20 protein-coding genes and 1 tRNA gene are annotated in these 23,171 nt (G+C 53.4%); 14 read left to right on the forward strand and 7 right to left on the reverse strand.

Going from position 1 to position 23,171, the window contains the following annotated elements; all coding sequences use genetic code 11:
• Nucleotide 1: 1 nt before the first annotated feature.
• From TU86_RS12625 to TU86_RS12640, 4 genes are read left to right on the forward strand one after another with little or no spacing between them, the layout of a single operon-like run.
• The gene (locus tag TU86_RS12625) at nt 2–757 is read left to right on the forward strand and encodes an ABC transporter substrate-binding protein (protein WP_048364642.1); all 756 of its coding nucleotides are present in this window, start codon (nt 2–4) and stop codon (nt 755–757) included.
• A gap of 58 nt (nt 758–815) precedes the next feature.
• Nucleotides 816–1,508, forward strand: a complete 693-nt coding sequence (locus TU86_RS12630; RefSeq protein ID WP_048364643.1) for an ABC transporter permease — start codon at nt 816–818, stop codon at nt 1,506–1,508.
• Nucleotides 1,508–2,197, forward strand: a complete 690-nt coding sequence (locus TU86_RS12635) for an ABC transporter permease (RefSeq protein WP_048364644.1) — start codon at nt 1,508–1,510, stop codon at nt 2,195–2,197. Before TU86_RS12630 ends, TU86_RS12635 begins: the two co-directional genes overlap by 1 nt.
• A complete protein-coding gene (locus TU86_RS12640; RefSeq protein ID WP_048364645.1) occupies nt 2,178–3,449 on the forward strand; it encodes a methyltransferase in 1,272 nt (423 codons plus the stop codon). The genes TU86_RS12635 and TU86_RS12640 overlap by 20 nt, the downstream gene beginning before the upstream one ends.
• Here TU86_RS12640 and uraH read toward each other — a convergent pair.
• Nucleotides 3,412–3,822: a hydroxyisourate hydrolase gene (uraH, locus tag TU86_RS12645; RefSeq protein ID WP_048364646.1), complete on the reverse strand. Its 411-nt coding sequence runs from the start codon at nt 3,820–3,822 to the stop codon at nt 3,412–3,414. The genes TU86_RS12640 and uraH overlap by 38 nt on opposite strands.
• Before the next feature lie 24 nt (nt 3,823–3,846).
• Nucleotides 3,847–4,326 (reverse strand): GlcG/HbpS family heme-binding protein, encoded by a 480-nt coding sequence (locus tag TU86_RS12650; RefSeq protein ID WP_048364647.1) that lies wholly within the window; start codon nt 4,324–4,326, stop codon nt 3,847–3,849.
• Between the two features lie 135 nt (nt 4,327–4,461).
• Here TU86_RS12650 and TU86_RS12655 point away from each other — a divergent pair, with 135 nt between their 5' ends.
• The 6 genes from TU86_RS12655 to TU86_RS12685 all read left to right on the forward strand — a co-directional run bounded on the left by TU86_RS12655 (nt 4,462) and on the right by TU86_RS12685 (nt 10,333).
• Nucleotides 4,462–5,136: a heavy metal response regulator transcription factor gene (locus TU86_RS12655; protein ID WP_048364648.1), complete on the forward strand. Its 675-nt coding sequence runs from the start codon at nt 4,462–4,464 to the stop codon at nt 5,134–5,136.
• Entirely contained in the window at nt 5,129–6,520 is a 1,392-nt protein-coding gene (locus tag TU86_RS12660; RefSeq protein ID WP_048364649.1) for a heavy metal sensor histidine kinase, read from the forward strand. Before TU86_RS12655 ends, TU86_RS12660 begins: the two co-directional genes overlap by 8 nt.
• Before the next feature lie 72 nt (nt 6,521–6,592).
• Nucleotides 6,593–6,668 (forward strand) — tRNA-Thr (locus TU86_RS12665).
• Nucleotides 6,669–6,840: 172 nt separating this feature from the next.
• A complete protein-coding gene (locus TU86_RS12670) occupies nt 6,841–8,163 on the forward strand; it encodes a tyrosine-type recombinase/integrase (RefSeq protein WP_048364650.1) in 1,323 nt (440 codons plus the stop codon).
• 908 nt (nt 8,164–9,071) lie between these two features.
• Entirely contained in the window at nt 9,072–10,052 is a 981-nt protein-coding gene (locus TU86_RS12680; RefSeq protein WP_048364652.1) for an integrase domain-containing protein, read from the forward strand.
• Nucleotides 10,049–10,333 carry a hypothetical protein gene (locus TU86_RS12685; RefSeq protein ID WP_048364653.1) on the forward strand — a complete coding sequence of 95 codons (285 nt, stop codon included), beginning with the start codon at nt 10,049–10,051 and terminating at the stop codon, nt 10,331–10,333. The genes TU86_RS12680 and TU86_RS12685 overlap by 4 nt, the downstream gene beginning before the upstream one ends.
• Nucleotides 10,334–10,522: 189 nt before the next feature.
• On the opposite strand, the gene TU86_RS12690 is transcribed toward TU86_RS12685, so the two are convergent.
• The 5 genes from TU86_RS12690 to TU86_RS22150 all read right to left on the reverse strand — a co-directional run bounded on the left by TU86_RS12690 (nt 10,523) and on the right by TU86_RS22150 (nt 17,957).
• Nucleotides 10,523–12,691, reverse strand: a complete 2,169-nt coding sequence (locus tag TU86_RS12690) for a family 16 glycosylhydrolase (protein WP_048364654.1) — start codon at nt 12,689–12,691, stop codon at nt 10,523–10,525.
• Nucleotides 12,688–13,536: a glycosyltransferase family 32 protein gene (locus tag TU86_RS12695; RefSeq protein ID WP_048364655.1), complete on the reverse strand. Its 849-nt coding sequence runs from the start codon at nt 13,534–13,536 to the stop codon at nt 12,688–12,690. Before TU86_RS12695 ends, TU86_RS12690 begins: the two co-directional genes overlap by 4 nt.
• Before the next feature lie 135 nt (nt 13,537–13,671).
• The gene (locus TU86_RS12700; protein ID WP_048364656.1) at nt 13,672–15,999 is read right to left on the reverse strand and encodes an AAA family ATPase; all 2,328 of its coding nucleotides are present in this window, start codon (nt 15,997–15,999) and stop codon (nt 13,672–13,674) included.
• Nucleotides 15,971–16,720 carry an ABC-three component system middle component 1 gene (locus TU86_RS12705; protein WP_053076018.1) on the reverse strand — a complete coding sequence of 250 codons (750 nt, stop codon included), beginning with the start codon at nt 16,718–16,720 and terminating at the stop codon, nt 15,971–15,973. The genes TU86_RS12700 and TU86_RS12705 overlap by 29 nt, the downstream gene beginning before the upstream one ends.
• Nucleotides 16,713–17,957, reverse strand: coding sequence for an ABC-three component system protein (locus TU86_RS22150; protein ID WP_157395903.1), 1,245 nt, complete (start codon nt 17,955–17,957; stop codon nt 16,713–16,715). Before TU86_RS22150 ends, TU86_RS12705 begins: the two co-directional genes overlap by 8 nt.
• Nucleotides 17,958–18,616: 659 nt before the next feature.
• Between TU86_RS22150 and TU86_RS12715 the strand changes: the two genes are divergently transcribed.
• The 4 genes from TU86_RS12715 to TU86_RS12730 all read left to right on the forward strand — a co-directional run bounded on the left by TU86_RS12715 (nt 18,617) and on the right by TU86_RS12730 (nt 23,122).
• Entirely contained in the window at nt 18,617–18,799 is a 183-nt protein-coding gene (locus TU86_RS12715) for a hypothetical protein (protein WP_157395904.1), read from the forward strand.
• Between the two features lie 26 nt (nt 18,800–18,825).
• On the forward strand, nt 18,826–19,299 hold the full coding sequence (locus tag TU86_RS12720) for a hypothetical protein (protein ID WP_204369777.1): 474 nt from the start codon (nt 18,826–18,828) through the stop codon (nt 19,297–19,299).
• 371 nt (nt 19,300–19,670) lie between these two features.
• Complete coding sequence (locus tag TU86_RS12725; protein ID WP_053076021.1) at nt 19,671–22,271, forward strand: autotransporter family protein; 2,601 nt, start codon at nt 19,671–19,673, stop codon at nt 22,269–22,271.
• Nucleotides 22,271–23,122, forward strand: a complete 852-nt coding sequence (locus TU86_RS12730; RefSeq protein ID WP_048364659.1) for a dienelactone hydrolase family protein — start codon at nt 22,271–22,273, stop codon at nt 23,120–23,122. Before TU86_RS12725 ends, TU86_RS12730 begins: the two co-directional genes overlap by 1 nt.
• Nucleotides 23,123–23,171: the final 49 nt, after the last annotated feature.

Here is a 23,171-nt window from a genome sequence, read left to right on the forward strand (position 1 = left end):
CATGCAGAACTATAAAAAGCTTCTTCTGGCCGCTGCCGCCACGCTGGTGTTCAGCGCCAACGCCCTGGCTGTGGATAAGTACAAAGTCGGCATTGAAGGGGCTTACCCTCCGTTCAATAACAAAAACGCCAGCGGTGAAGTGGTCGGTTTTGACCCCGATATCGCGATGGCCTTGTGCGCCAAGATGAAAGCCGAGTGCGAAATCGTCACGTCCGATTGGGATGGCATCATCCCGGCACTGAACGCCAAAAAGTACGACTTCATCGTGTCTTCGCTGTCGATCACTGACGAGCGCAAACAGGCCGTCGACTTCACCGACCCGTACTACTCCAACAAGCAGCAGTTCATCGCCCCTAAAAAAGTCGACTTCAAAACAGATGTTGAATCCTTGAAGGGTAAGGCTCTGGGGACCCAGCGTTCGACCCAGGCCGCGACCTGGCTGGATGACAACCTGGGCACTGACGCCACCATCTCGTTGTATGACACTCAGGAAAACGCCTACCTCGACCTGACCTCGGGCCGTGTAGACGCGTTGCTGGCGGACAAGTACGCCAACTTCGACTGGCTCAAAAGCCCGGCGGGCCAGGCCTACGAGTTCAAGGGTGAGCCGGTCAACGAAGACGACAAGGTCGGCATCGCGCTGCGTAAAGGCGACAACGAACTGCGCGCCAAGCTGAACCTGGCCCTCAAGCAGATCGTTGAAGACGGCACGTACAAAAAGATCAACGACAAGTACTTCCCGTTCAGCATCTACTGACCTGCCTGACCGGCGCGCTTTCGGGCGCCGCCGGTCCCTAGCAAAGCCTGCCTAACCCATGACTATCGACTTATACGGATTCGGCCCCGCGCTTGCCGCCGGTGCGCTGATGACCGTCAAACTGGCACTCACTGCGCTGTGTCTGGGCCTTGTGCTCGGGCTGATCGGTGCACTGGCCAAAACCTCGCCCTACAAGCCCGTGCGCTGGCTGGGCGGTGCTTATTCGACGCTGGTACGTGGTGTGCCGGAGCTTTTGTGGGTGTTGCTGATTTACTTCGGCAGCGTGAATGCCGTGCGCGCCCTTGGCGAAGTCATTGGCATGCCCGAGCTGACCCTCAGCGCCTTCGCTGCCGGGGTGATCGCACTGGGCCTGTGCTTTGGCGCCTATGCCACCGAGGTGTTTCGCGGTGCCATTTTGGCCATCCCAAAAGGCCATCGCGAAGCGGGGCTGGCCTTGGGCCTGTCCAAACCGCGTATTTTTACCAAGCTGGTGCTGCCGCAAATGTGGCGCATCGCCCTGCCAGGCTTGGGCAATCTGTTCATGATCCTGATGAAAGACACCGCGCTGGTGTCTGTCATTGGTCTGGAAGAAATCATGCGTCAGGCACAAAACGCCGTGACCTTCGCCAAACACCCGTTCACCTTCTACATGGTGGCCGCCGTGATGTACCTGGGCCTGACCGTATTGGCCATGGGCACGATGCACGTGCTTGAAAAACGCGCGGCGCGCGGCTTCGTGAGGAGAACGTAATGGTGTGGGAACTCTTCCTCAAGTGGCTGCCCAAGCTGATTCAGGGCGCGACCCTGACGCTGGAGCTGACCGCGCTGTCGGTGATTGCCGGTTTGATCGTGGCCATCCCGCTGGGCATCGCCCGCTCGTCCAAGCTGTGGTACGTGCGTTCATTGCCGTACGCGTACATCTTTTTCTTCCGTGGCACCCCCCTGCTGATCCAACTGTTTTTGGTCTATTACGGCCTGGGGCAGTTTGAAGCGGTGCGCGAGAGTGTGTTGTGGCCCTATTTGCGCAGCCCGTTCTGGTGTGCGGTCATCACCATGACCCTGCACACGGCGGCCTACATTGCCGAGATCCTGCGCGGTGCCATTCAGGCCATCCCGCCGGGTGAGATCGAAGCCGCACGCGCGCTGGGCATGTCGCGTTTCAAAACCCTGGTGCATATCGTCATGCCACGCGCTGCGCGCATCGGTCTGCCGGCCTACAGCAACGAAGTGATCCTGATGCTCAAAGCCAGCTCGCTGGCGAGCACCGTGACCTTGCTTGAGCTGACCGGCATGACGCGCACCATCATTGCGCGTACGTATCAGACCGTGGACATGTTCCTGATTGCCGGGATGATCTACCTGGTGATGTCGTTTGTGCTGATTCAGGGCTTCAAACTGCTGGAGCGCTGGTTGCGCGTCGATGCCTGCCAAGGACGGTGAGCCTGGCGTGTTGCGCGGCGAGTCATTGCTCGCCCGCTTCCAGGCCCTGGATGCCTTTTTAAGCCAGCACCAGCACCTGTGGCGCCCGCGGCCCTTCACTGCGCTGAATATGCCGTGGGAGGCGCACCACCCCGAGCTGGGGCAGTGGTTGCGCCAGCGTTCGTTGCAAGACGCCGAAGCCAGCCACAACCGTCCCCACCATTTGCCCGCCCCGGCGCCGTTCCCTGAATGGGCAGCCACCTCGCACGCCTTAAGCACCGTGGGTGCCTTGACCACGCGGCCCGTTACAAGCGCACCCCCGCGCCTGCAGGTCGACGTGCCGGGGCGCAAATGGCAACAGATCGAAGCGTTCGCCCAATGCCTGACCTTCACCCGCACGCCCACGCACTGGCTGGACTGGTGCGCAGGCAAAGGCCATCTGGGCCGCCGTTTAGTCAACGAAGCGCAACAACTGACGTGCCTGGAGTACGACCCCGCGCTGATTGAGGCCGGACAGCAACTCAGCCAGCGCCACGCCCTCAATGCCCGGCATGTGCAGCAAGATGTGCTGTTGCCTCAGGCCGCCTCGCAGCTCACGGCCGACATGACCCCGGTCGCGCTACATGCCTGTGGCGACTTGCATGTGCGCTTGCTGCAACTGGCCAGCGCCGCAGGCTGTGGACAACTTGCCCTATCGCCCTGTTGCTACAACCGCATCAGCGCCACGCACTACCAGCCGTTATCCACAGCCGCTCGCGCTTCGGGCTTGAGGTTATCGCGTGACGATCTGAGTTTGCCCATGAACGAAACCGTGACCGCAGGCGAACGGGTACGCCGCCAACGCGACGAGTCGATGGCGCGGCGTTTGGGGTTTGATCTGTGGCAGCGCCACGTGCGGCAGTGTGATGAATACTTATCCACACCTTCGTTGCCCAGCACCTGGCTGAACAAGCCATACGCGCTGTATTGCGAGGCGTTGGCGGCGCTGAAAAACTTATCCACAACCGGCACCGAAGACTGGCCAGCGTTGGAGACGGCAGGATGGCAACGGCTGGCGCAGGTGCGCAATCTGGAGCTGGTACGCGGCCTGTTCAGACGCCCCTTAGAGCTGTGGCTGGTGCTGGATCGGGCGTTGTACCTGAGCGAAAACGGCTATGACGTGCAAGTGGGTGAGTTCTGCGACACCCACCTGACGCCGCGCAACCTGATGCTACTGGCGCAGCAACCTGCGAAACCTACGAACCCCGATACGTCGAGAACCCGTAGGGGCTGAGCAGCAGCGGGATGTGGTAATGCTGCTCGACATTTTTCACTTCAAAAATCACCGGGATCTCCGGGAAGAATGTGTCGCGGCCAACCTTTTTGAAATACTCGCCGGTTTTAAACACCACGCGGTATTCGCCCGCCTCCAGGGCCTGTTTGGCCGGGAACAGTTCACTGATTCGCCCTTGTTCGTTGGTCACGCCCTGCGCCAGCGGCTGCCACGTTTGAGCGACGTGTTTTTCCAGGGTCACGTTGACACCCGGCGACGGCAAGCCGTTTTCAAGGTTCAACACATGCACGCTCAAGGGGTTAGCCGCCGCCAGCGCCAGGCTGGACACAGCGCTAAGGCCCACAGCGGCCAAGGTCATGCGTAAAGTTTTCATCGTTCATCCTCCAAGTCATCACAATTAACGCGTAATGGTCAGGCCCAATGCTTGCGCGGCCTGCACTGCACAGGCTTCATCCTGCTCAGCCCCGCCAGCCCCGGCCACGCCCAAGGCACCCACCAACTCGCTGCCTGCAAACAGCGGCACACCGCCGCCCAACAGCAACAGTTCGGGGATGGAATTGAGGTTGGCCGCTTCAGGGTTATTGCGTGCCCGTTCGGCAAACAATCGGGTCGGGGTTTTGGTCGACAGCGCGGTATAGGCTTTGCGCTGACTGGCCAATAAGTTATGTGGCCCCACGGTTTCCGGGCGCAGGGCCACCAACGTATTGCCACCGCGATCGAGCACGCTTAACGCGCCGGTGCAGTGCTGCAACGTGGCATCGGCCAATTGCCGCGCCGTGCTCAAATCAAGATCGGCATGGCGCACCAGTGTGGGCGCGGCATGGGCCGTGACGGCGAGCGTCATGGCAACGCCTGACAGCAAGGTTTTCAGCATCATGGGCAAGCTCCTGAACGAATGAGGCCACCTTAACGGCTGCACCTCGTCAGAACCCCGTCAGTTGGATTACAAGTTTGTAATAGGCAATGCCCGCGAAGACGCCTAGCCTGTGCAGACGAATGATTGAGGTGTGCGATGCGTTTGTTAGTGGTGGAAGACGAAGCCAAGACCGCCGATTTTTTGGCCAAGGGCCTTAAAGAGTCAGGCTTTGCGGTGGATGTCGCGCTGAATGGTCTGGACGGGCGTTATTTTATTGAGCAGCAAGACTACGACCTGATCATCCTCGACGTGATGCTGCCGGGGCTTAACGGCTGGCAATTGCTGCAATTGATTCGCCAGCGCGGTGCGACACCGGTGCTGTTTCTGACCGCCAAAGATGCCATCGAAGACCGCGTGCGCGGGCTTGAACTGGGTGCTGACGATTACTTGCTCAAACCCTTCGCCTTCGCCGAACTGCTGGCCCGCGTGCGCACCTTGTTGCGCCGTGGCCCGATGCGTGAAGCCGAGTCTTACAGCATCGCCGACCTAGAAATCGACGTACTGCGCCGCCGTGTCAGCCGGGGCGGTCAGCGCATCAGCCTGACCAATAAAGAATTCGCCCTGTTGCAGTTGCTCGCCAGCCGTCAAGGCGAAGTGCTGTCGCGCACCTTGATCGCCTCGCAGGTGTGGAACCTCAATTTCGACAGCGACACCAACATGGTCGAAGTCGCTGTGCGCCGCCTGCGCTCCAAAGTCGACGACCCGTACATGCCAAAACTTATCCACACCGTGCGCGGCGTGGGTTATCAACTCGAAGCCGCGGATGAGTAAATCCATTGCCTGGCGTCTGGCACTGGCGATTGCGCTGACCTGCGCGCTGGTCCTGAGCGTGATCGGGGTATTTCTGTACCGCTCGCTGGCCGCGGAGCTGGCGTTTCGCGACGATCAGGCCCTGCTCGGGCGCCTGGAGCAGATGCGTGCGTTGTTGCATGACAGCGACAGCCTCACGGCCCTGCAAGCGCGCCCGCGCCTGTATCAGAACATGCTGGGCAATCAGGACAGCGTGCTGGTGGTCAAACGTCAGGACGCCAGTCAGGTCATCGCCATCAACCCGCACCGGCAAGTCCTGCCGCAGGTGCAGCCCATTGCTCTGGACCGGGCGCCTGCGCGGGACGACATCCAGACCCTCGACTCGCTGGCCTTGCTCGCCGGTATGGCACAAGGCCCGGCGGGCGAACGCTTGAGCATCATCGTGGGCAAACGCCTGGATGAACGCGAACACATTCTCGCCAGCTATCGCCTGCGTTTATACGCAGCGGTGATCCTGGGCGGGTTGCTGGCGTGGGGGCTGGGCTGGTTGTTATTACGTCGCGGGCTGCGACCGTTGCGCGAGCTGACGCAGGCCATGCGCGGCATCAACCCGCGCAGCCTCGACCAGCGCATGCCTGTGGATAACGTGCCCACTGAACTCAAAGAACCGCTCCAGGCGCTCAACGCCATGCTCATGCGCCTTGAAGGCAGCTTTGAGCGACTGTCGCAGTTCTCGGCCGACCTGGCCCATGAAATCCGTACACCGCTGCACAACTTGCTGGGCAGCAACAGCCTGGCTCTGAACCAGTCGCGCAGCCCGGCCGAGTATCAGGACGTATTGGCGTCGAACATCGAAGAATACGAACGCCTGAATCGCATGGCTGAAAACCTGATGTTTTTGGCCCGGGCCGAACACGGCCAACGCCCGCTGAACCTGCAATCACTGAACCTGCGTGAGATGGGCGACGAACTGTGCGACTACTTCGAAGCCTTGGCCGAAGACCGTCAGCTACGCCTGGGCAACCAACTGCATGGATCGCTGACGGCCGACCTGCACCTGCTACAACGGGCGCTGAGCAACCTGATGGCCAATGCCGTGCGCCATGCACAAGCGGGTTCAAACGTGCAATTAATCAGCCGCAGCGATCCCCATCATCAGTGGGTGGGCGTGCATAACATCGGCCCCCCGATTGACCCGCAACACCTGGATAAACTGTTCGACCGTTTCTACCGGGTTGATCCCTCACGGGCAGCACCGGGTGATTCGGGCGGGCTGGGTTTAGCCATCGTGCGCTCGATTATGCAGCTACATGGCGGCGACGTAGAGGTGCGCAGCGACGCTCAAGGCACCGTGTTTGAATTAAGGTTTTTACGCCAACCTGCAAGCCCGTCGAACGCCTGCTGAAAGACTTCGAAAAATAGTCTGTTATCAGGGGTTTACAAGCTCAAACATCCGGGTATACTCGTCGCCCATAACGCCGGTATAGCTCAGTTGGTAGAGCAACTGACTTGTAATCAGTAGGTCCCGAGTTCGACTCTTGGTGCCGGCACCATACAAGGTTCCAGAGAAGGCTTTCAAAATCTCTGAAACCCCCGAAAAACCCGCCCTCCGGCGGGTTTTTTCGTTTTGGCGTTCCATCGGTTTCCGTTAGAAACTGGTGGATTCCAACCGTTTTAAGGGTAGAGTTTGGGATACAGGTCACTTCGATAAAAGGGAGTACCCTTATGTCGCGCACCACAGCTCCGCTCTCCGACGCAGCTTGCCGCTTGGCAAAACCTACAGACCGCGCCTATAAGCTTTTCGACGGCGATGGCCTCTACCTCCTAGTCCAACCCAATGGCCGCAAAGGCTGGCGGCTCCGTTACGTCAAACCTGACGGACGCGAAGGACTGACCTCGTTCGGTAACTACCCCGTCATTGGCCTCGCCGATGCGCGCCGCAAGCGCTTGGAAGTTAAGCGAATGCTGGCGGATGGCGTTGATCCTATAGAGACCAAGCACCAAGCCAAGGCGGAAGCCGTAATCAAAGGCAGAACCTTTGAAAGCGTTGCGCTCGACTGGCATACGGAAATGTCGGCCAAGTGGGCACCAGGCCATTCCAAGACTGTGATGAGCCGCCTCAAAACCCACGTGTTCCCGCTGATCGGCGCCCGCGCCATTGTCGACCTCGACACCCATGACCTCATGCAGCCCTTGGAAGCGATCAAGAAGCGCGGAACGATAGACGTAGCTTTAAGGGTACAAAACTACCTGCAGAGCATCATGCGCGAGGCAAAACGCCTCCGGCTTATCACCGCAAACCCTGCTTACGACCTCGAAGGCTTGATCAAAGCCCCGCGGGTGGTACATCGCCCGGCTCTACCCTTATCGCGACTGCCGGAACTACAGGAGCGGATCGACACCTATAAAGGCCGCGCACTTACCCGTCTGACGGTGATGCTATCGCTGCATGTGTTTGTACGATCCAGCGAGCTGCGTTTCGCACGCTGGAGCGAGTTCGACCTCAAGCGCGGCACCTGGGAGATACCGGACACTCGACCCGCGCTGGAAGGAGTACCCTTTTCCACAAGGGGTACGAAGATGGCAGGGGATATCCATTTAGTACCCTTATCGCCGCAAGCAGTGGCGCTACTCGAAAAAATCCATGCACTCACAGGCAAATTCGCATTGGTCTTCGCAGGGGATGCCAAACCCTGGAAGCCCATGTCCGAAAATACGGTGAACAACGCGCTTCGGACGATGGGATACGACACCAAAACCGATATCTGCGGGCATGGATTTCGTTCGATGGCCTGCAGCGCACTGATCGAGTCAGGATTGTGGTCGGAGACAGCCATTGAACGGCAGATGAGCCACAAGGAGCGCAACAACGTCCGCGCCGCTTACATCCACAAGGCCGAGTTCATCGAGGAGCGCAGGCTGATCATGAACTGGTGGAGCCGGTACCTGGAGGCCAACCGGCAGGAGCATGTCACTCCACACGAATTCGCGAACCAGACAGGAGCGAACGTCACTCGCCTAAAAGCAAAACGTGGCGCAATTGAGTAAGCACCCGGTCTTCATATCTCAGCGATCAGCTTGTCCACGCGGGTCCATCCAAACAGGGCTGCAAAGCCGCCCTGCTTGGATGGACCTCACTTAAAAATCTAAAGCCCACACAACTGTCTGTGGAAAACCACTGATTTCCACCGGTGGATAATTTCATCCACAGCCGCAGAACTCCCGAAAATTGTAGTCTTGACCCGAATTATCCACAGGCGTAGAAAAGATCGGGCAAAGCGCTGTCGTCGACAGCAACCCAGGTAGCCCGAACCTTTAAGGCTACGCCACACCGTGGTGGTTCTCCCAAAAGTGCGATTAGCGTCCGGCGGCTCGCATGGTCACAGCAATGTGATGGATGCCTACTTTTAGCAACGTGCCCACTGCGGCAACTTATCCCTTTTCATAGCTGCCCTGCAGCAACCTATCCGCTTGGCCATTTCCTTGCGCCAACCTGCGCCCGTCTCTTTCTTCTGGAAAGAGACGGGCGCTCCTACCGCTGCTGCAGCCCAGCTCGTACAAGGCTTTGCGGCATCCCACCTCGTGACAATCGGCGTGACAAACACCGAAGTCACCAGCAACAGCGATGCAGATGATGGTGCCGCAGCCCACGGAATGGACTGCACCTGACTGACAGTCAGGCATGCCCCGGTCATCGCTTCACTGCCTTCACCTGACTCGGATCTCGCGGCGCTGGTCTCGTCAGCCAGTACAGCCTCCACCCGCCCACTTCTTCGGAAGTGCTCAGGAGGTCAGATCATGAGATGCCCAAGCTCCCGGTCGTAAGGAGCCGCCAGTCCCGCGTTAGTGGACAACCCTCACAGGTCGCAGGGGCCTTGATCCCTGATAACACTCAACATTCTTGGCGGGATGACGTGGGGAAGGTTTTAAGAGTTGGCTTCGAGAGGAGTTTGATCATGGCACTGGTGGGTAGACGGGACGGGCGCAATTTTGGCTATGGCCGGCAATTGAGTTATGCCGGGCCGCAGGCGTTAAAAGACATGTTCGGCGGAGGGCATTACGGGACCGTCAAAGCGCACAGTGATCGTTGGCAGGCATTCGTGCGCTGGTGCCGCTCAGACGATGGACCAGGACTCAACGATGCACGGCAGATAGATCGCCAGATCTTGTCGGATTACGCGGCGCATCTGCGTCACTTAGTCGAGCACGGCGACATCGCTATCGTCACCGCACAAAATCGATTATCCAGCGTCAACCGGACCATGGCTGCGCTTCGCGGTGATCAGTATGTGAAGGTCGTGAGTCCGAGCAAGGCGTTGGGAATGCGGCGCACCAGTGTTCGTCAATCGGTGCCGCAAGGCCAAGATCGCGAACATGTGAAACGGATCGTCGACGTACTCTGCGAACACCAAATGCAACGCGCTGCCGCCATTGTGTACTTGGCGCGAGCCGCCGGAATGCGCTTGCGCGAGGCCATTTTGGCCGACCTTCCTCGACTGCAACGGGAAGCCGAGCAACTCGGGAGGATCAACATCCAGGACGGCAGCAAAGGTGGCCGCTCGGGAGCCTCGGCCCCTCGATGGATAACGGTGGATGAGCGCATCCGCGACGCACTGGCATTCGCCCTTCAAGTCTCGCCTGATGATAGCCGCAACCTGCTTGCAGCAAATGAACGCTACCTCGATTTCCAACAGGTAATCGTTCGCCCTGCACGGGAGATTCTCCATACGCACAACCTCAAGGGCTTCCACGAAATGCGGGCGACCTATGCGTGCGAACGCTATGAGCAAATCACCCAGCATCCTGCGCCCATCAATGGTGGCAATTGCTACCAACTCGATCATCACCTCGATCAGGAGGCCCGAGCACAAATCAGCTATGAGCTGGGACACGGTCGTATCGACGTGGTGTCGGCTTACATTGGTGGTCGAGCATGAGTAAGGCATTCGATATGGAGCTGTTCCTGACCGGCGTCCTGACTGGATCTCATACCACACGCCAACGCCACCTGCGTCAGGCGAAAGCTATCCAAACAGCAATAGCTGATCACTGGCAACGCGACAATCCTTGGACTTGGCAGAAAAAGCATCTCACATGGTTCCTAAATCACCACGTGAACCTGCATGCCGAATCGACGCGCTATTACTATCTGCTGACTATGCATTTGGTCGTCCTTCGCTTAGGAAAGACCTGGCAGTTCACCATTAGGCAAAGGTGAACTACCGGCCAAGAGCAGTCGCTGGACAATGTTGTGGCTCAACAGTAGCCTAGCCTACCGTCATAGATGAATACGATTCTTATGCCTAAGGATCATAGATACTACTTAAAAACTAAAATTAGATGCCATTGAAAATTGAACATTCCGACTACACCTAAGCGCATATTTCCAATGTCTCAGGGTTATAGCCTATGAATCATTAACTGTCGCCTCTACAGATATCGATCTAACAACTGCGAAACTAGGCAATGCCTTTCTCGTAATACGTCCTGCGAGCTCACGTGAGCGAGTCGGCCAAGTATTTACATGTAACGTCATGGGAAGATGCGGAATAGGCGTAGGATCCCAGTTACCTCGCCGGTGAACCAGTCGATCATCCACGAACCACCTTATTTCAGTAGAGTCCCATTCAATTGCATACCTGTGAATAGCGTCTGCAGCATCGAAACCAAGAGCAATGCTGCTGGGAGCCCCCCTATATCCGTAGTCGAACTTCGCTCCGTCCCCTCCTGGGTTGTAAAAAACGTTAACTAAGAGATGGTCCGACCGATTCCCTACTATCTCGATATCAATCTCCTGTCGAGGCGAATCACGGTGCAAGAAAAAACCAGTAACCAAACCAGGAACTCTGGTTGCTTGCATTGCAACCTCAAACCGTCCAAAAAGAAACCTTTGACAGCTTGAAATAGCTGCCGCGCTGAAGCTTCGAACGCCGAGCGATTCCTCTTTAACCGTTAAGCTGATACCAATACCGGTTTGTAAATTTATATTCGCAGGGCGAAACAACCCCAAATTTCCAGAAAAAGTATCGTCTCGAAGCATCCAGCGCTCTATATCAATGTTCTCTAATGAATCATTGAACCTCACGTGTAAATCTGGGTTTTGTTCCGGCGGCAAGACTGATCTCGATAGAATTCCCGCCCAATCGAACCTTGGATCAACTACCCAAGGAGAAGAGTCACGCTGAAGATTTTTTCCTTTTTTAAACGGTTTTGGTTCTGAATTATGGTGTAAAAGCTCTTGTTGCCCAAGATCTTTGATCTCGGGATACGGGCATATTGGCGGCGCACACATCAGGTGCTCGCAAATGACTCGCCATTTTCGTTCTTCACCGGTATTTAATATGACTATATCTGAGCCTTTGAGGCTTTTTTGCACCGCGCGGATATCGGTATTGATCTGGGTAAATGCGTTCGTAGTAACGATAAATTTGGCCTTCGGGTATATAGCTCTCAGTGTAGCTATATGCTCAATCAAGCCACCAACGTTAACGTAAGCATTGAAAACGCGATTTTCGGCTCCAGACAGTAAACTCTCGAGTTCACCACTTGGCAACTGATCAAGATCGCTGCAGCAGCGATATCCAAGCATAGATAGCGCCATGCCGAGCGATGAGGCTCCCGACCCAACTGAACAAAAAGCAAAGACTGGATATTTTCTTGGTCGATCTTTGAACAGTGCAGCACCTTCACAATCTATAACCCCTATTTTAGTCAAAGATGGAAGAATAGAGTAGGAGTTGGTTGAGTTTAGGTCGCGTCGTTGGCTAATTATAGATCGACGAATCGCCCTTACATCAAGGCTACTAAACTGGTGATTTATCCAAAGGTCGATTGGGCCGCGACATGGTAGAAGCTCAAGTAGTTTTCGCGCGCCTTTACGCGAAAGCACGTATCCCGAAAAGTACCAGAGCCCACGCTCTGGTCGGAACACGCTATCAGAAATAAAGTGTTTTCGAGCACCGTGCTTCACTTCTTTGTACGACAAGTAGAGCATATCAAATTTAGGATCCCCTTGGTCAGCAGCCTCCATTTCATGCCACGCTGTATCTAGAAGACCACTGAAGCCGCGCTCGATCAAAATATCGTCCTCTAGGACGAGCGCATACGAATGAGGGCCTTCAGCAATACGCTTCCAGGTGTCAATATGCGATTGGGCGACCGCTATCTCAGCGGGGCTCATTCGAATAGGTCGATCAAGCTCAAATTCATCGGGTAGAGCATTCGGTTGAGGTTCTACAAATAACTGATCGCCTAGGGTATAGAACGGGTATACCTTAGCGTCGGAAGGAGTAACCTCTGAATATATCCTTGCGTCCACAGCGGAACATCTTGTTGTTTGCTTCGCGATTTCTACGCCGGAAGCATCTATTACATGATTTAGCTCGCGAGTGACGTCGGTCCACCGCACCGATTCTCTATCTAGATTTATGACATAGACTTGCCCAATGCGACCTCTATCTACGAAATGTGATGAAGTGAATGTATGGGAACGCTGCCGCGGCATAAGAAAACGACTGCGCAGATAGGCGGCATAGAAGAAACTTGTTAAAGCACGAAGAGGTTTGACTAGGTTCATTCTGATTCTCGCCCTTCATTTTTGAGTTGTTTTTGATTTGATAGCCTCCAGTTTCTCGAATCATGCCTGTAACTAAGATCCCATTTCGTAGTCGCGATATTTTCCCAGTCTGAAAGAACATGTAAAATCGATTTGAGTTGAACATAGTTTATATCCAACTCAAAGATAGATTTCGTAAGATTTCCTGGCCCGGTCGTTGACTGAATTTCAGGAAGCACCTCGCCACTTGAATACTCCAAAAACAAGGTTGCCTGCGTTAGTGCTTTATCAATTATAGGATGGCGCGCAGGGGCGATTATAGGGTTATTATTGAAGTAGAAGATCCACTTAGGAGAGTGAGCTCCTAACGTGGTAAATATTGAAGGCTTTACCATTAGCCCCGTGGCTATGTCATAGCACAGAGGTTGAATTTTTAGCCGCCCATCCATAAATAGATGATCGATTTCTATTTCGCGGTAAACATCGTCCGCATCGACATAGAAACCACCATTTATGTATATGTAGCAGAGCCTGAAATAGTCTGACTGCATAGCTGGGTGATAGCACTTATCGAACGCTCTACTGTGACGTTCCCCTAGTTTGTTACTAATAAATAATTTGGCTTCTTCTTGATTGAAAAGAAGATGTTTATATCCCCGCACCTCTAGAGCCTTCCAAGTTCCTATGCAGTCCTCTACGTCCGTTGGAAGTTGGTAGCTATTATCCCAGAACTGGACGATTGTTTTTGGAATTCCGTTGGGGTGTCCAACTAGCGGCGTCTCTTTCCCGGTAGAACTTTGAACCAATCTCTTAACAAACCTAGACCGTCTTTTATGATCCTCCGGAGTATCTTCCTTTGGCTCCATGATGACTGATTCCTCCTGGATAACGTGCTGGTACTATTATTGCTAGCCCGTGAATGATATTAGTTCGTCTAGAAAAATCGCAACATGGAATTAAGCAATGCACCTCAAAGGCAGACCTTTAAGGCACATTTCTCGTTATGCTGACAGATTTTGCGGCAGCATCCCAATAGATGCCTGGGTCAACCCAGCGCGCTTGAACTTATATCGCATATATGTCGACACTTCCATTTCATGACTCGACAACAATATCTGACGATCTGAAAGTTCCACCCTTAATAAATCACTTAGAGAAGCAATGTTAATCTCATCCATTGACTGCACCGGGTCATCAATCAGGATGAACGGATTCAGCGCGTACACTCTATTCAACGTTAGAAAAAAGGCCAAGCCTAAAGAAGCTATTTGCCCACTGCTCATAGATAGAATCGCATCGTGATCCGACTTTTCTGCAGTATTGAACTTTAATATATCTCCTTTACCGCTCATAATAAACAGCCCCAAACCACGCTGATAATTCTGTATAAGCCTCCCACTATAAACATGAAACAGCAATTCTATATCAGCAATAGTTTTCTTCGCGTACTGCTTTGCAGTTTTATCCAACTCTTTCCTGAGCTTAACAATTTTGGCTTTTATTTTTTCACCAGCAGCGATTTTAATAGTCAGCTTATCAAGCTCTGTCGCCGTAGTTTTGTATTCTTCGCTTTTAAACTTTGAATAAGCGACCCTGAGATAAGATTCCTTACTCTCAAAATCCGAGACACTTAGCAAGGTTATATCTGACGCATTTAAGAAAGCCACCTCTAAAATAGACGACCAATTCAAAGGTAGAACGTCACTTTCTGGCTGTTTAACCGCCGCGATCATGTCCTTAGTTTCGTTGTATCTCAAAAGTAAAGTAGCTTCATCAGCCGTAAACTTAAGCTCTGGCAATACACCATAACCTGCCAACTGCGAAGCCACTTCACTGATGATGGAAAACTTAGCCTGCACAGCTGTAAGGGCCTTAAAAAGACCACCATCAAAATCCTTTAAAATTAGATCACGTCGCTGCGTGAATGCTGTTATCTGAAAATTGAGAGAGTCCTGTAATGACTTGATTGTTTCCTCTAATTTCTTTGCTGACACATCTATTTCTGCTCTGATTCTTTCCGCGTTACTTTTAGCGGCATCCTCTAGTGCGGAGTAGGTCTCCCATGAAAGCCCACAGAATGGACAGTCGGACATATCCAAGCTATCGCATTCTTTGTGTCGCTGTAACAGTTCCGCATGAGCATTTAGCAAATTAACAAGCTTAGTGTTTTTTTCCGAACTATCAGTCTGAATTACATCCCGCGCCTCAATAAGAATTTTAATGCCGACTACATCCACAGTATTCTTGAGACTCTCCAGATCTGTTTCTTTTATCTCTGAAGCTGGCTTTTTGAATATCAAAACATCATGATCTAAGCCAATTACTGATGAATCCTTAACCTTCAGCTCTTCGTATCCAGCTATTCCGCCCCCTAACTGGAGAGCTAATTTTATTTCTGTTTCTTTTTTTAAAAACTCATCAATTTTTCTGTTTGCCTCTCTAATCAAAACCTCATCAAAATTTTGATAAACTCTAAACATATCCCGTAAGTCACGTATTAGTGTTTCAATATCAATATCATTTGCAGCTGATAGCGGCTGCTCAACATCCCAACTGGGTGGTGGGAGTGCAGTGCTTAAACGTTTAAAGTCAACTGTATTTTCAGTATCTTGAAATTGACCACTAAGCTGCTTAACTTTTTCAACCAGTTCCGCCTTAAGATCAGTATGCTCTTTTCCAGTATAAGATAGCGTAATAATCTTTTCCAACTCAGCACAATAAGCTATTTGACTTGTTAGCTTATCGGTATTGATTAAATGTTCAATCCCCCGTTTCCTTTCAGTCGCATCAGTAGAGTAAAGATATCTGTTCTGTCCCTGCTCAAGGTAGTTCAACAGAGAGAAATTTTTTAGGAAATTATCACCAAGTACATCTTCTAATGCTTGAGAATCAAGACTCTTACCAAACTCATTGGAGTCGAGACTATTTATTTCGTAAAGCTTAAAAATAGAAAAATTATCAGGTGCATTATTATCTGGATTCGATAAGTCGGCCACGCTAGCAACACGAGCCAGAAAAATTGACTCTCCCGAGTCTTGATTTATAAGCTCCGCTCTAATCGCGATATCACCTTCTTTTTTTCTGTTCCAGTATATATTTTCTTCAAACTGTCTTTTGCGGGATCTTTTTGCCACTGTTGCTTCATTTGTATTTATAATTCGCTGTATGATGCCAGTAAACAAAAGCTCCAAAGCATCAAATATGCTAGTTTTTCCAAAACCATTAGGACCATCCAAGGTGATCATGGAGGCAGTTCGAAAATCGATCGATGTATTTTCGAATGGTTTGAAGTTTTCAATCTTAAGACTGGATATTTTCCACTTCTTCATGAATCAGACTCTCGATTAATTTGGCGGCATCAATCCCAGCTGCAGAATCATTAAAAATTCTGACATGAAGATCGGTCAATTTTTTCTCGGCAAGTGCTTCATCTACATAAATATCAAGCGGCTTCAGCGAACTTTCCTTAACCGGAACCTTTACAAAAGGAAGTTTTATAAAAATCCTCGCCGCGACACTATAAATAGTGGGCAACAACGGTTCATCTCGATAATCTGCAAACATCCTATCATCGACAACCACCGCTGAAATGCTGTCAAAACTGTGCCCCTCTAACAACCTAAGTTCTTCTTCACTATAATACAAAAAATATTTTTTAAAATAATATGGATTCTCTTCAATACCAAACACCTTACCCTCTATTTCATTAAAGTCAGCTCGGCGCTTCAGCTTATACAACACAATGAGATCGGTGTTTTTATCAAAAGCGGGATCAGACTTAAAAACTTCAGGAGCATGTAATAGCACTAATTTGTTCAGTACCTGCGGTGATGGAACATTCGTACACTCGACCACAGCGAGGAATCGTTTCCTATCTCCACTGTGTTGGCTAAAATAAGTTAAAGACTCATATCCGATACCCTCAAGGCTAGCTGAAATTCCTCCTGCCGAGTAATCTATGGCGTCATTCGGAATGTTAGAATCATCGTCGTTGTCAAATACAGTAAATTCGTGCCCTAAGGCAGCCTGTAGAACAATATCCTTAATCATTCAACTTCACCTTCGCTTCTTCCCTTGAAATAATTGTTGCATCAAAGGCCTTAGTAATTTTATTACGATCCTTACCCATCAACGAAAACTCTTCTTCTACCGCATCCCGCGAAGCTCCAGTAGCTGTACAAAAGCGCTCGGCGGGTGAAAAAATATTTGCTCTGGCTGCGATCAACCATTGATATTCAACTAATATATCTATCAATTCTGGATCGCTTTTTAGCTGTTCCATAAGATCTTCAGCAAACCTACTCTCCCGTCGAGCATTGTCCGCCGAAATTGCTGTCGGCAAATAAAAATCTCCAGCGGAGCACCTATAGTAAGGGGGTTTCTGCTCACTCAGTGGTGCTCTATCTATCTCGTAGATCACATCCACATAATCATACACACTGTTCTCACTTACAATCATTGTGGAGGACCCAAGACATAACGACTTCCACAGCCATGTAAATGGAGTATCACCCAATTCTTTAATTTGATCGTAAACAGCCGCAACTTTTCGGATAGCAGTCTTATCGGCTGTTTTTTCCATTGAATTGGTATACCCATACAACGATTTACAAACAGCCATCCGCGCCTGAAACATTTTGTATACAAGGTCGTCTTCATGGGTAGCGGAAAGACATAGTAGTTCAACGATTTTCGCGCTTTTCAACGTTTGAGTGAACGCTGCCTCGGCGGCGGTCATTAACCCATCCTGATTGCACGCATGTATATATATTACTTGAGCAGCGATATGGCTTTGCAGAGCTTCGAACTTTAACTTTATTAAAAAGTCACTACAAGGCAAGCCTACAGAGACCAAGTAATTCTCAATTTTCGATTTTATTTTTAATTCGACATCTTGAAGATGACAGTACGGAAGCCCATCGTAAGTATAAAATTTGACAACGTGCCCATTACCACCAATAAAGTCAGCGGCGTCATCAAGACGTACGGATGTATGAAAGTATCTTTGGGTAGTGTTATCACACAACTTAGAAGTGGACGCAGCTTTTTCTAGAGCCTCCTTATAGGCAGCTCTTTTATTATCTGCCAGTGCTTTTACCTGATGCGTGGAAACTGCGACGCCATTTTCAATTATCGCAAAATCATCAATGCTATCAATTTGCAATTCAAACGACATTTTATTAAGCAAGCATTCTATGGAATGGTAGAGAGCTAAATGCCCCTGGTAAATAAACCCACTCCATGTAGGCGCAGCTGTATGAGGGTGAGAGGCAGCCAATTCCGACATTTAATATGTCCCAGGCAAATTGATAGATAGAGTCAGAAGTTATTCTCTGACCTAATAAAATAAATCATATAGATTCTGTATCCGATGTTCGGACTTTTGTCGCGTGCGCCCAGCGGCGTTGTGAGAACGTCCTTAATTGTCATTTTTATTCATTCCTTTGTGCAATATCACTATGATATCACCAAATCTAACATACCTATCGGACAGAACAGAAGGGTAGGCCAAACTTCCGCACGGGGCTGCAGCATTTTCCTAGGTTGGGCTTACGCCCCTAAAATCGCGACTTTAAGGCCGTACCTCACAAGGCCTACTTCAGCGCACGGTCCCTGCCGAGCATGTTAATAAACTCTGAAGCAACAAGTATTGGAGTGGAGCCCCTCTTCCAATTCCCACGCTCTACGGGGATAGAGTTAGAGGTAGAGAGCTAAAAACCTATAACAAAACTTCATATTAAACATATAGTTGACTCATGATTCGACTCCTGGTGCCGCACCATACGCAACACCGAAAGAGGCTCACCGCAAGGTGGGCCTTTTTTGTTTCTGGGGTTTAAGTCCTGATGGGCAACGGCTAGGTTTGTCAGCACGGCTTACATCTGAGCAGCAATGCGATGTAGTGCAGGTTTCTATCTCGGGGACATTATGCTCAAGCAGCTCAACATGCTCCGCGAGTTGGAAATATTGCTGGCCGACAAGCCGCTCGACACCGCCTTCTTTGGCCTGCATGCCAGTGACAACGGCATTACCGTGCAACAAGGCGCCAGCCTTTATGACATTGGCGACATCACCGCCCTGGAAGAAAGTCTTCAGCAGTCCGACCGCTATCTGGCGCTGGAGGATTAAACCTGCCGGTACTGGATGTCGACGGCTTGACCTTCACCTTCCCCGCCACATGGCAAGCCAGCAAGTTTGATGAATGGGCCTTTTACAGGCAACACTTCCTCAAACTGCGCGATCACTTGCAAGCCGTGGATATTCTGGTGCTATCGCCAGACCAAATAGCCTTTATGGTGGAAGTCAAAGACTACCGCCATCCTGAGGCTGGCAAGCCTTCAGCGTTAGCAGAAACCATCGTCAATAAAGTCTTATGCACCTTGGCTGCGCTGCTTCCAGCCAAGCTGCATGCCAACACGCCCATCGATGAAAAAAACATGAGCAGTGCTGTGCTGCGTTGTGAAAGGCTCCAGGTCATTGTTCATATAGAACAACCGGCTGCCCGCCCACCACGCGTCGATCTCGCCGATCTAAAGCAAAAACTCAAAAGCAAACTGCGCGCCATAGACGCTCACCCAAAGATAGTGAGCATGGCCAAACCTCTTGCAATGGCCTGGCACGTAAGCTGATGGCGCATTTCCATGTCCAGCGCAGGCCAGTCGGGCTGCCCCGTTCAGCGGGCTAATCCAGCACCATCAAAGGTGTGCGCAACTCACGAAGCGGCGTTCTGCGGTGTAGGCGGCCGCCAAACGGTTCAGTGCCGTATTGGCAGCAGCGGCCAGAGGCTGAATTTCGCTCACTTTTCACCTTTGCGCGGCTTGATCCACGCGCCCCCCCCCAAGGCCGCAGAAGATGGTTATCGCCATTCAATAGTGTTAATTAGCCATCACCTCCTTTACTATTCCCGCGCTTTTATGCGTGGCGCTTGGCCATCATCCGGCACAGAAAAGATCACGCATGGAAGCGCCTGGATTATCAGCCGATGTTTAAGGAAGAATTTGTGTCCCCTGTTCTATTCCGTAAAAGCCTGCTTGCCCTCGCCATCACCACCTGCGCCCTGCCTGTTTACGCGCAAACGCTGCAACTGACCGATGCGGGCCTGACCCTTGAGCGCCAGCAGTTCAGCGATAACGTCGAAATCACCGGCGCGATGAATCACACCCAACGCGATGCCGAAGCGATTCACGTGCTGGGGTCGGACTTCGCCAAAGACCTGGTGTTCAACGCCACCATCACCTCCAGCAACAGCTCGGGGGGCGGCATCGACATGGACAGTTGGTACAACCCGAACCCTTCGAACGGGGACGTGGCCTGGGCCAACAATACGATCGGCGGCAACCTGATCAACAAAGGCAGCATCAGCTCCCAAGGCAACGGTTCCACCGGTTGGTTGATCGACCCGGCCGTGGTCGGCGGTGATGTGATCAACGCAGGCTTGGTGAGCGCCAAGGGCGATCCTGAGGTGGGCGTGGATTATCGCGACGTAAGCCGTGCCGTCTATATTTCCGGCTCGACGCACATTAAAGGCGATTTCAAAAACACCGCTTCGGGCCAGATCATCGCCCAAGGCACTGACGCCAAAGCCCTGCAAATGGAAGGCGGCCAACTCGACGGACGCCTGATCAACAACGGCCTGATTCAGGTGACCGGTGAAGGCAGCACGGCCATCGACGTGACCAGCTCCGAACGCTGGAACGGCGTGAATAACATCAATGACCGCGCCGACGTACGCGGCATCGAGAACAACGGCACCCTCATTGCCACTGGCGAAGATGCAGAAGGCATCCGTGCCGATGGCGTGAGCTTTGCCAGCGAAGACGCGCACATCGTCAACAATGGCCTGATTCAGGCGCAAGACGCTGCCATTGTGATCGGCGGTTTCGACATTGATGGTGCCCATCAGGGCGGCGCGCTGCGCGTGGTCAACAACGGCACCCTGGTGTCGCAAGACGAAGCCGTAGACGCTTCGGAAAGCGACGGCCGGGTGTTCTTGACCCTGGGTGACGGCAGCAAGACCACCGGTAACCTGATCGACCTGAGCCTGATCGAAGTGAGCGGCAATGCCGCGTTCACCGGCACCGACACCACTGCCGATGGCGCCAATATCCGCATGAAAAATGGCGGCTGGATGGATGTCGGCAGCCAGGCGGCGCCCGCGCACCTGGACCTCGGTCTGCCCCACACCACGCTGGATGGCAACCTGTACGTGGCAGGCAACTCCTCGTTGGGCCTGAACCTGAGCAGCGCCACCGACGCCAACCGCGCGGTACTGGCCGTGAGCGGCACAGCTGAATTCGGCAAGGGTTCGCAGATTCAACTGGCCGCCAAAGGCAACGACTTCCGCGCCGATGGCACCACCTACACGCTGGTTCAAGCCAAAGACCTGCAAGACAACGGCCTGACGGTCACTAGCAGCTCTTCGTTGCTCAATGTCGACAGCTACGTGGTTGAGAACAACCAGATCGTGAGCAAAGTCACCGCCAAAGGCGCGGCTGAAGTGGGCAACGTCATCGCTGACATCGGCGGCTCGCACAACGCGCAGCAAGCGGGCGCCGCCTTCACCGAAGTCACCCGCCAACTGGCACAGTTGAGCCCGCAAGACCCGTTGTTCCAGCACTACGTCAACGCCTCGAACAACCCTGAAGCGTTGAAAAAACTGGCCGAGCAACTGGCACCTGAAGTCAACGGCGGCGCGACGCAAGCTGCGACCACCAGCCAATCGTTGATCAGCAACGTGACGGGCAACCGTACCGGCGGCGGTCGCGGCCTGTCTTCCGGTGACACCCTGAAAGACACCGGCGTATGGGTGCAAACCCTGTACAGCGACGCCAATCAGGGTATGCGTGATGGCGTGGCCGGGTTCAATGCCTACAGCCGCGGTATCGCGGTCGGCGCTGACGGCAAGGTCAACGATCAACTGACCCTGGGTCTGGCGTACAGCTACCTGAACACCGATGTGAACGGCAAGGCGGGCAGCAAAACCGAAGTCGATAGCCACGCGTTCACGCTGTACGGCGGTTTCGAGCAAGGCAACTACTTCGTTGACGCGGCGCTGACCTACGGCATGAACGACAACGACAGCCAGCGCACCATCGGCAACACCAAGGCCAAGGCCGATTACGACAGCAACCTGTTCGGCGTGAACCTGGTCGGCGGTTACACCTACCACATCACCCCCGACCTGCTGATCGAACCTCGCGTCGCCGCCCGCTACAGCCTGGTCGACATCGATGGCTACCGCGAAAAAGGCTCCTCGGCAGCGCTCAAAGTCAAAGACCAGCGCTACGAAGTGGCTGAACTGGGCGCAGGCTTTCGTGTAGCGGCCAGCTACCCGCTGGGCCAAGGCACCCTCACCCCGCAAGCCAAACTGATGGCCTTCCACGACTTTGCGGCAGACGAAGCCAGCAGCACCTCGACGTTCACCCTCGGCAACACGCCGTTCGTGACCAGCGGTGCCAAAGCCGTGCGCAACAGCTACGAAGCCGGCATCGGCGCCGACTACCGTCTGGGCGCTGTGACCGTGGGCCTGAACTACGACTACGTCGGCAAATCAGGTTTCGACGCCGACACCTTCTCGGCCAAAGTGCGTTACGACTTCTGATGACCCGTACCGACCTCAACCCGCACTCGCGGGTTGGCGTCTGGCTGCAAGGCTTGGCGCTGTTGATCAGCGCCTTGCTCAGCGGCTGCCAGTCGCCGCTGCAAGCGTTGCAGGATCAAGCCTTGATCCGGCATCAACACCTTGAAGTTATCCACACCCCCACTTTCCCGCTGATGCTGGGCATGCCTTCGCCAGCACCGGTTTCACCGCGCCTTCGGGTTTATCTGGAAGGTGACGGCCATGCATGGGCCACGTCCCGTCAACCCAGTCTGGACCCCAGCCCACTCAATCTGATGATGGCCAAACTGGCCTTCAGCGACCCCACGCCCAGTGTGTACCTGGCGCGCCCGTGTCAGTTTGTCAGCAGCCAAGCCTGCACACCGCTGATGTGGACCGACCGGCGTTTCAGCCCCGAAGTCCTGGCGAGCCTCGATCACGCGCTGGATCAAATCAAAGCACGACTGGGCAATCAGGACTTTGAGCTGGTGGGCTATTCGGGTGGCGCGGCGTTGGCGTTATTGCTCGCCTCTCGACGCGATGACATTGCGCAAGTGCAAACCCTGGCCGGCAATCTAAGCCCGCGCCAATGGGTGGCGCTGCACGACCTGCGCCCGTTGACCGGTTCGCTGGAGCCACTGGATGAACGCCAGCGTCTGGCGCACGTGAAGCAGCGTCATTTTGTCGGCAGCGAAGACCGGGTGGTGCCGCCCCCGTTACTCGACCGCTACCGTCGCACTCTCGGCGAGGCGCGCTGCGTGCAGTCTATCGTGGTACCCGGCGCCCGCCACGGCGAAGGGCTGGAGCAGGCATGGCGCACGTGGCGCAATCAACCCCTCGTGTGCCAACCCTGAACGGCGCATGCAAAAACGCCCCGACCGGTGATCCGGCTCGGGGCGTTTT

Origin of the sequence: Pseudomonas weihenstephanensis, assembly GCF_001043055.1 — a bacterium.
In the GTDB taxonomy this organism is placed as follows: domain Bacteria; phylum Pseudomonadota; class Gammaproteobacteria; order Pseudomonadales; family Pseudomonadaceae; genus Aquipseudomonas; species Aquipseudomonas weihenstephanensis.

What these genes read in the sequence shown, in the direction of transcription:
- TU86_RS12625 (WP_048364642.1), top strand. Translation starts at nt 2, where the DNA reads ATGCAGAACTATAAAAAGCTTCTTCTGGCCGCTGCCGCCACGCTGGTG.
- TU86_RS12630 (WP_048364643.1), top strand. Translation starts at nt 816, where the DNA reads ATGACTATCGACTTATACGGATTCGGCCCCGCGCTTGCCGCCGGTGCG.
- TU86_RS12635 (WP_048364644.1), top strand. Translation starts at nt 1,508, where the DNA reads ATGGTGTGGGAACTCTTCCTCAAGTGGCTGCCCAAGCTGATTCAGGGC.
- TU86_RS12640 (WP_048364645.1), top strand. Translation starts at nt 2,178, where the DNA reads ATGCCTGCCAAGGACGGTGAGCCTGGCGTGTTGCGCGGCGAGTCATTG.
- uraH (WP_048364646.1), bottom strand. Translation starts at nt 3,822, where the DNA reads ATGAAAACTTTACGCATGACCTTGGCCGCTGTGGGCCTTAGCGCTGTG.
- TU86_RS12650 (WP_048364647.1), bottom strand. Translation starts at nt 4,326, where the DNA reads ATGATGCTGAAAACCTTGCTGTCAGGCGTTGCCATGACGCTCGCCGTC.
- TU86_RS12655 (WP_048364648.1), top strand. Translation starts at nt 4,462, where the DNA reads ATGCGTTTGTTAGTGGTGGAAGACGAAGCCAAGACCGCCGATTTTTTG.
- TU86_RS12660 (WP_048364649.1), top strand. Translation starts at nt 5,129, where the DNA reads ATGAGTAAATCCATTGCCTGGCGTCTGGCACTGGCGATTGCGCTGACC.
- TU86_RS12670 (WP_048364650.1), top strand. Translation starts at nt 6,841, where the DNA reads ATGTCGCGCACCACAGCTCCGCTCTCCGACGCAGCTTGCCGCTTGGCA.
- TU86_RS12680 (WP_048364652.1), top strand. Translation starts at nt 9,072, where the DNA reads ATGGCACTGGTGGGTAGACGGGACGGGCGCAATTTTGGCTATGGCCGG.
- TU86_RS12685 (WP_048364653.1), top strand. Translation starts at nt 10,049, where the DNA reads ATGAGTAAGGCATTCGATATGGAGCTGTTCCTGACCGGCGTCCTGACT.
- TU86_RS12690 (WP_048364654.1), bottom strand. Translation starts at nt 12,691, where the DNA reads ATGAACCTAGTCAAACCTCTTCGTGCTTTAACAAGTTTCTTCTATGCC.
- TU86_RS12695 (WP_048364655.1), bottom strand. Translation starts at nt 13,536, where the DNA reads ATGGAGCCAAAGGAAGATACTCCGGAGGATCATAAAAGACGGTCTAGG.
- TU86_RS12700 (WP_048364656.1), bottom strand. Translation starts at nt 15,999, where the DNA reads ATGAAGAAGTGGAAAATATCCAGTCTTAAGATTGAAAACTTCAAACCA.
- TU86_RS12705 (WP_053076018.1), bottom strand. Translation starts at nt 16,720, where the DNA reads ATGATTAAGGATATTGTTCTACAGGCTGCCTTAGGGCACGAATTTACT.
- TU86_RS22150 (WP_157395903.1), bottom strand. Translation starts at nt 17,957, where the DNA reads ATGTCGGAATTGGCTGCCTCTCACCCTCATACAGCTGCGCCTACATGG.
- TU86_RS12715 (WP_157395904.1), top strand. Translation starts at nt 18,617, where the DNA reads ATGCTCCGCGAGTTGGAAATATTGCTGGCCGACAAGCCGCTCGACACC.
- TU86_RS12730 (WP_048364659.1), top strand. Translation starts at nt 22,271, where the DNA reads ATGACCCGTACCGACCTCAACCCGCACTCGCGGGTTGGCGTCTGGCTG.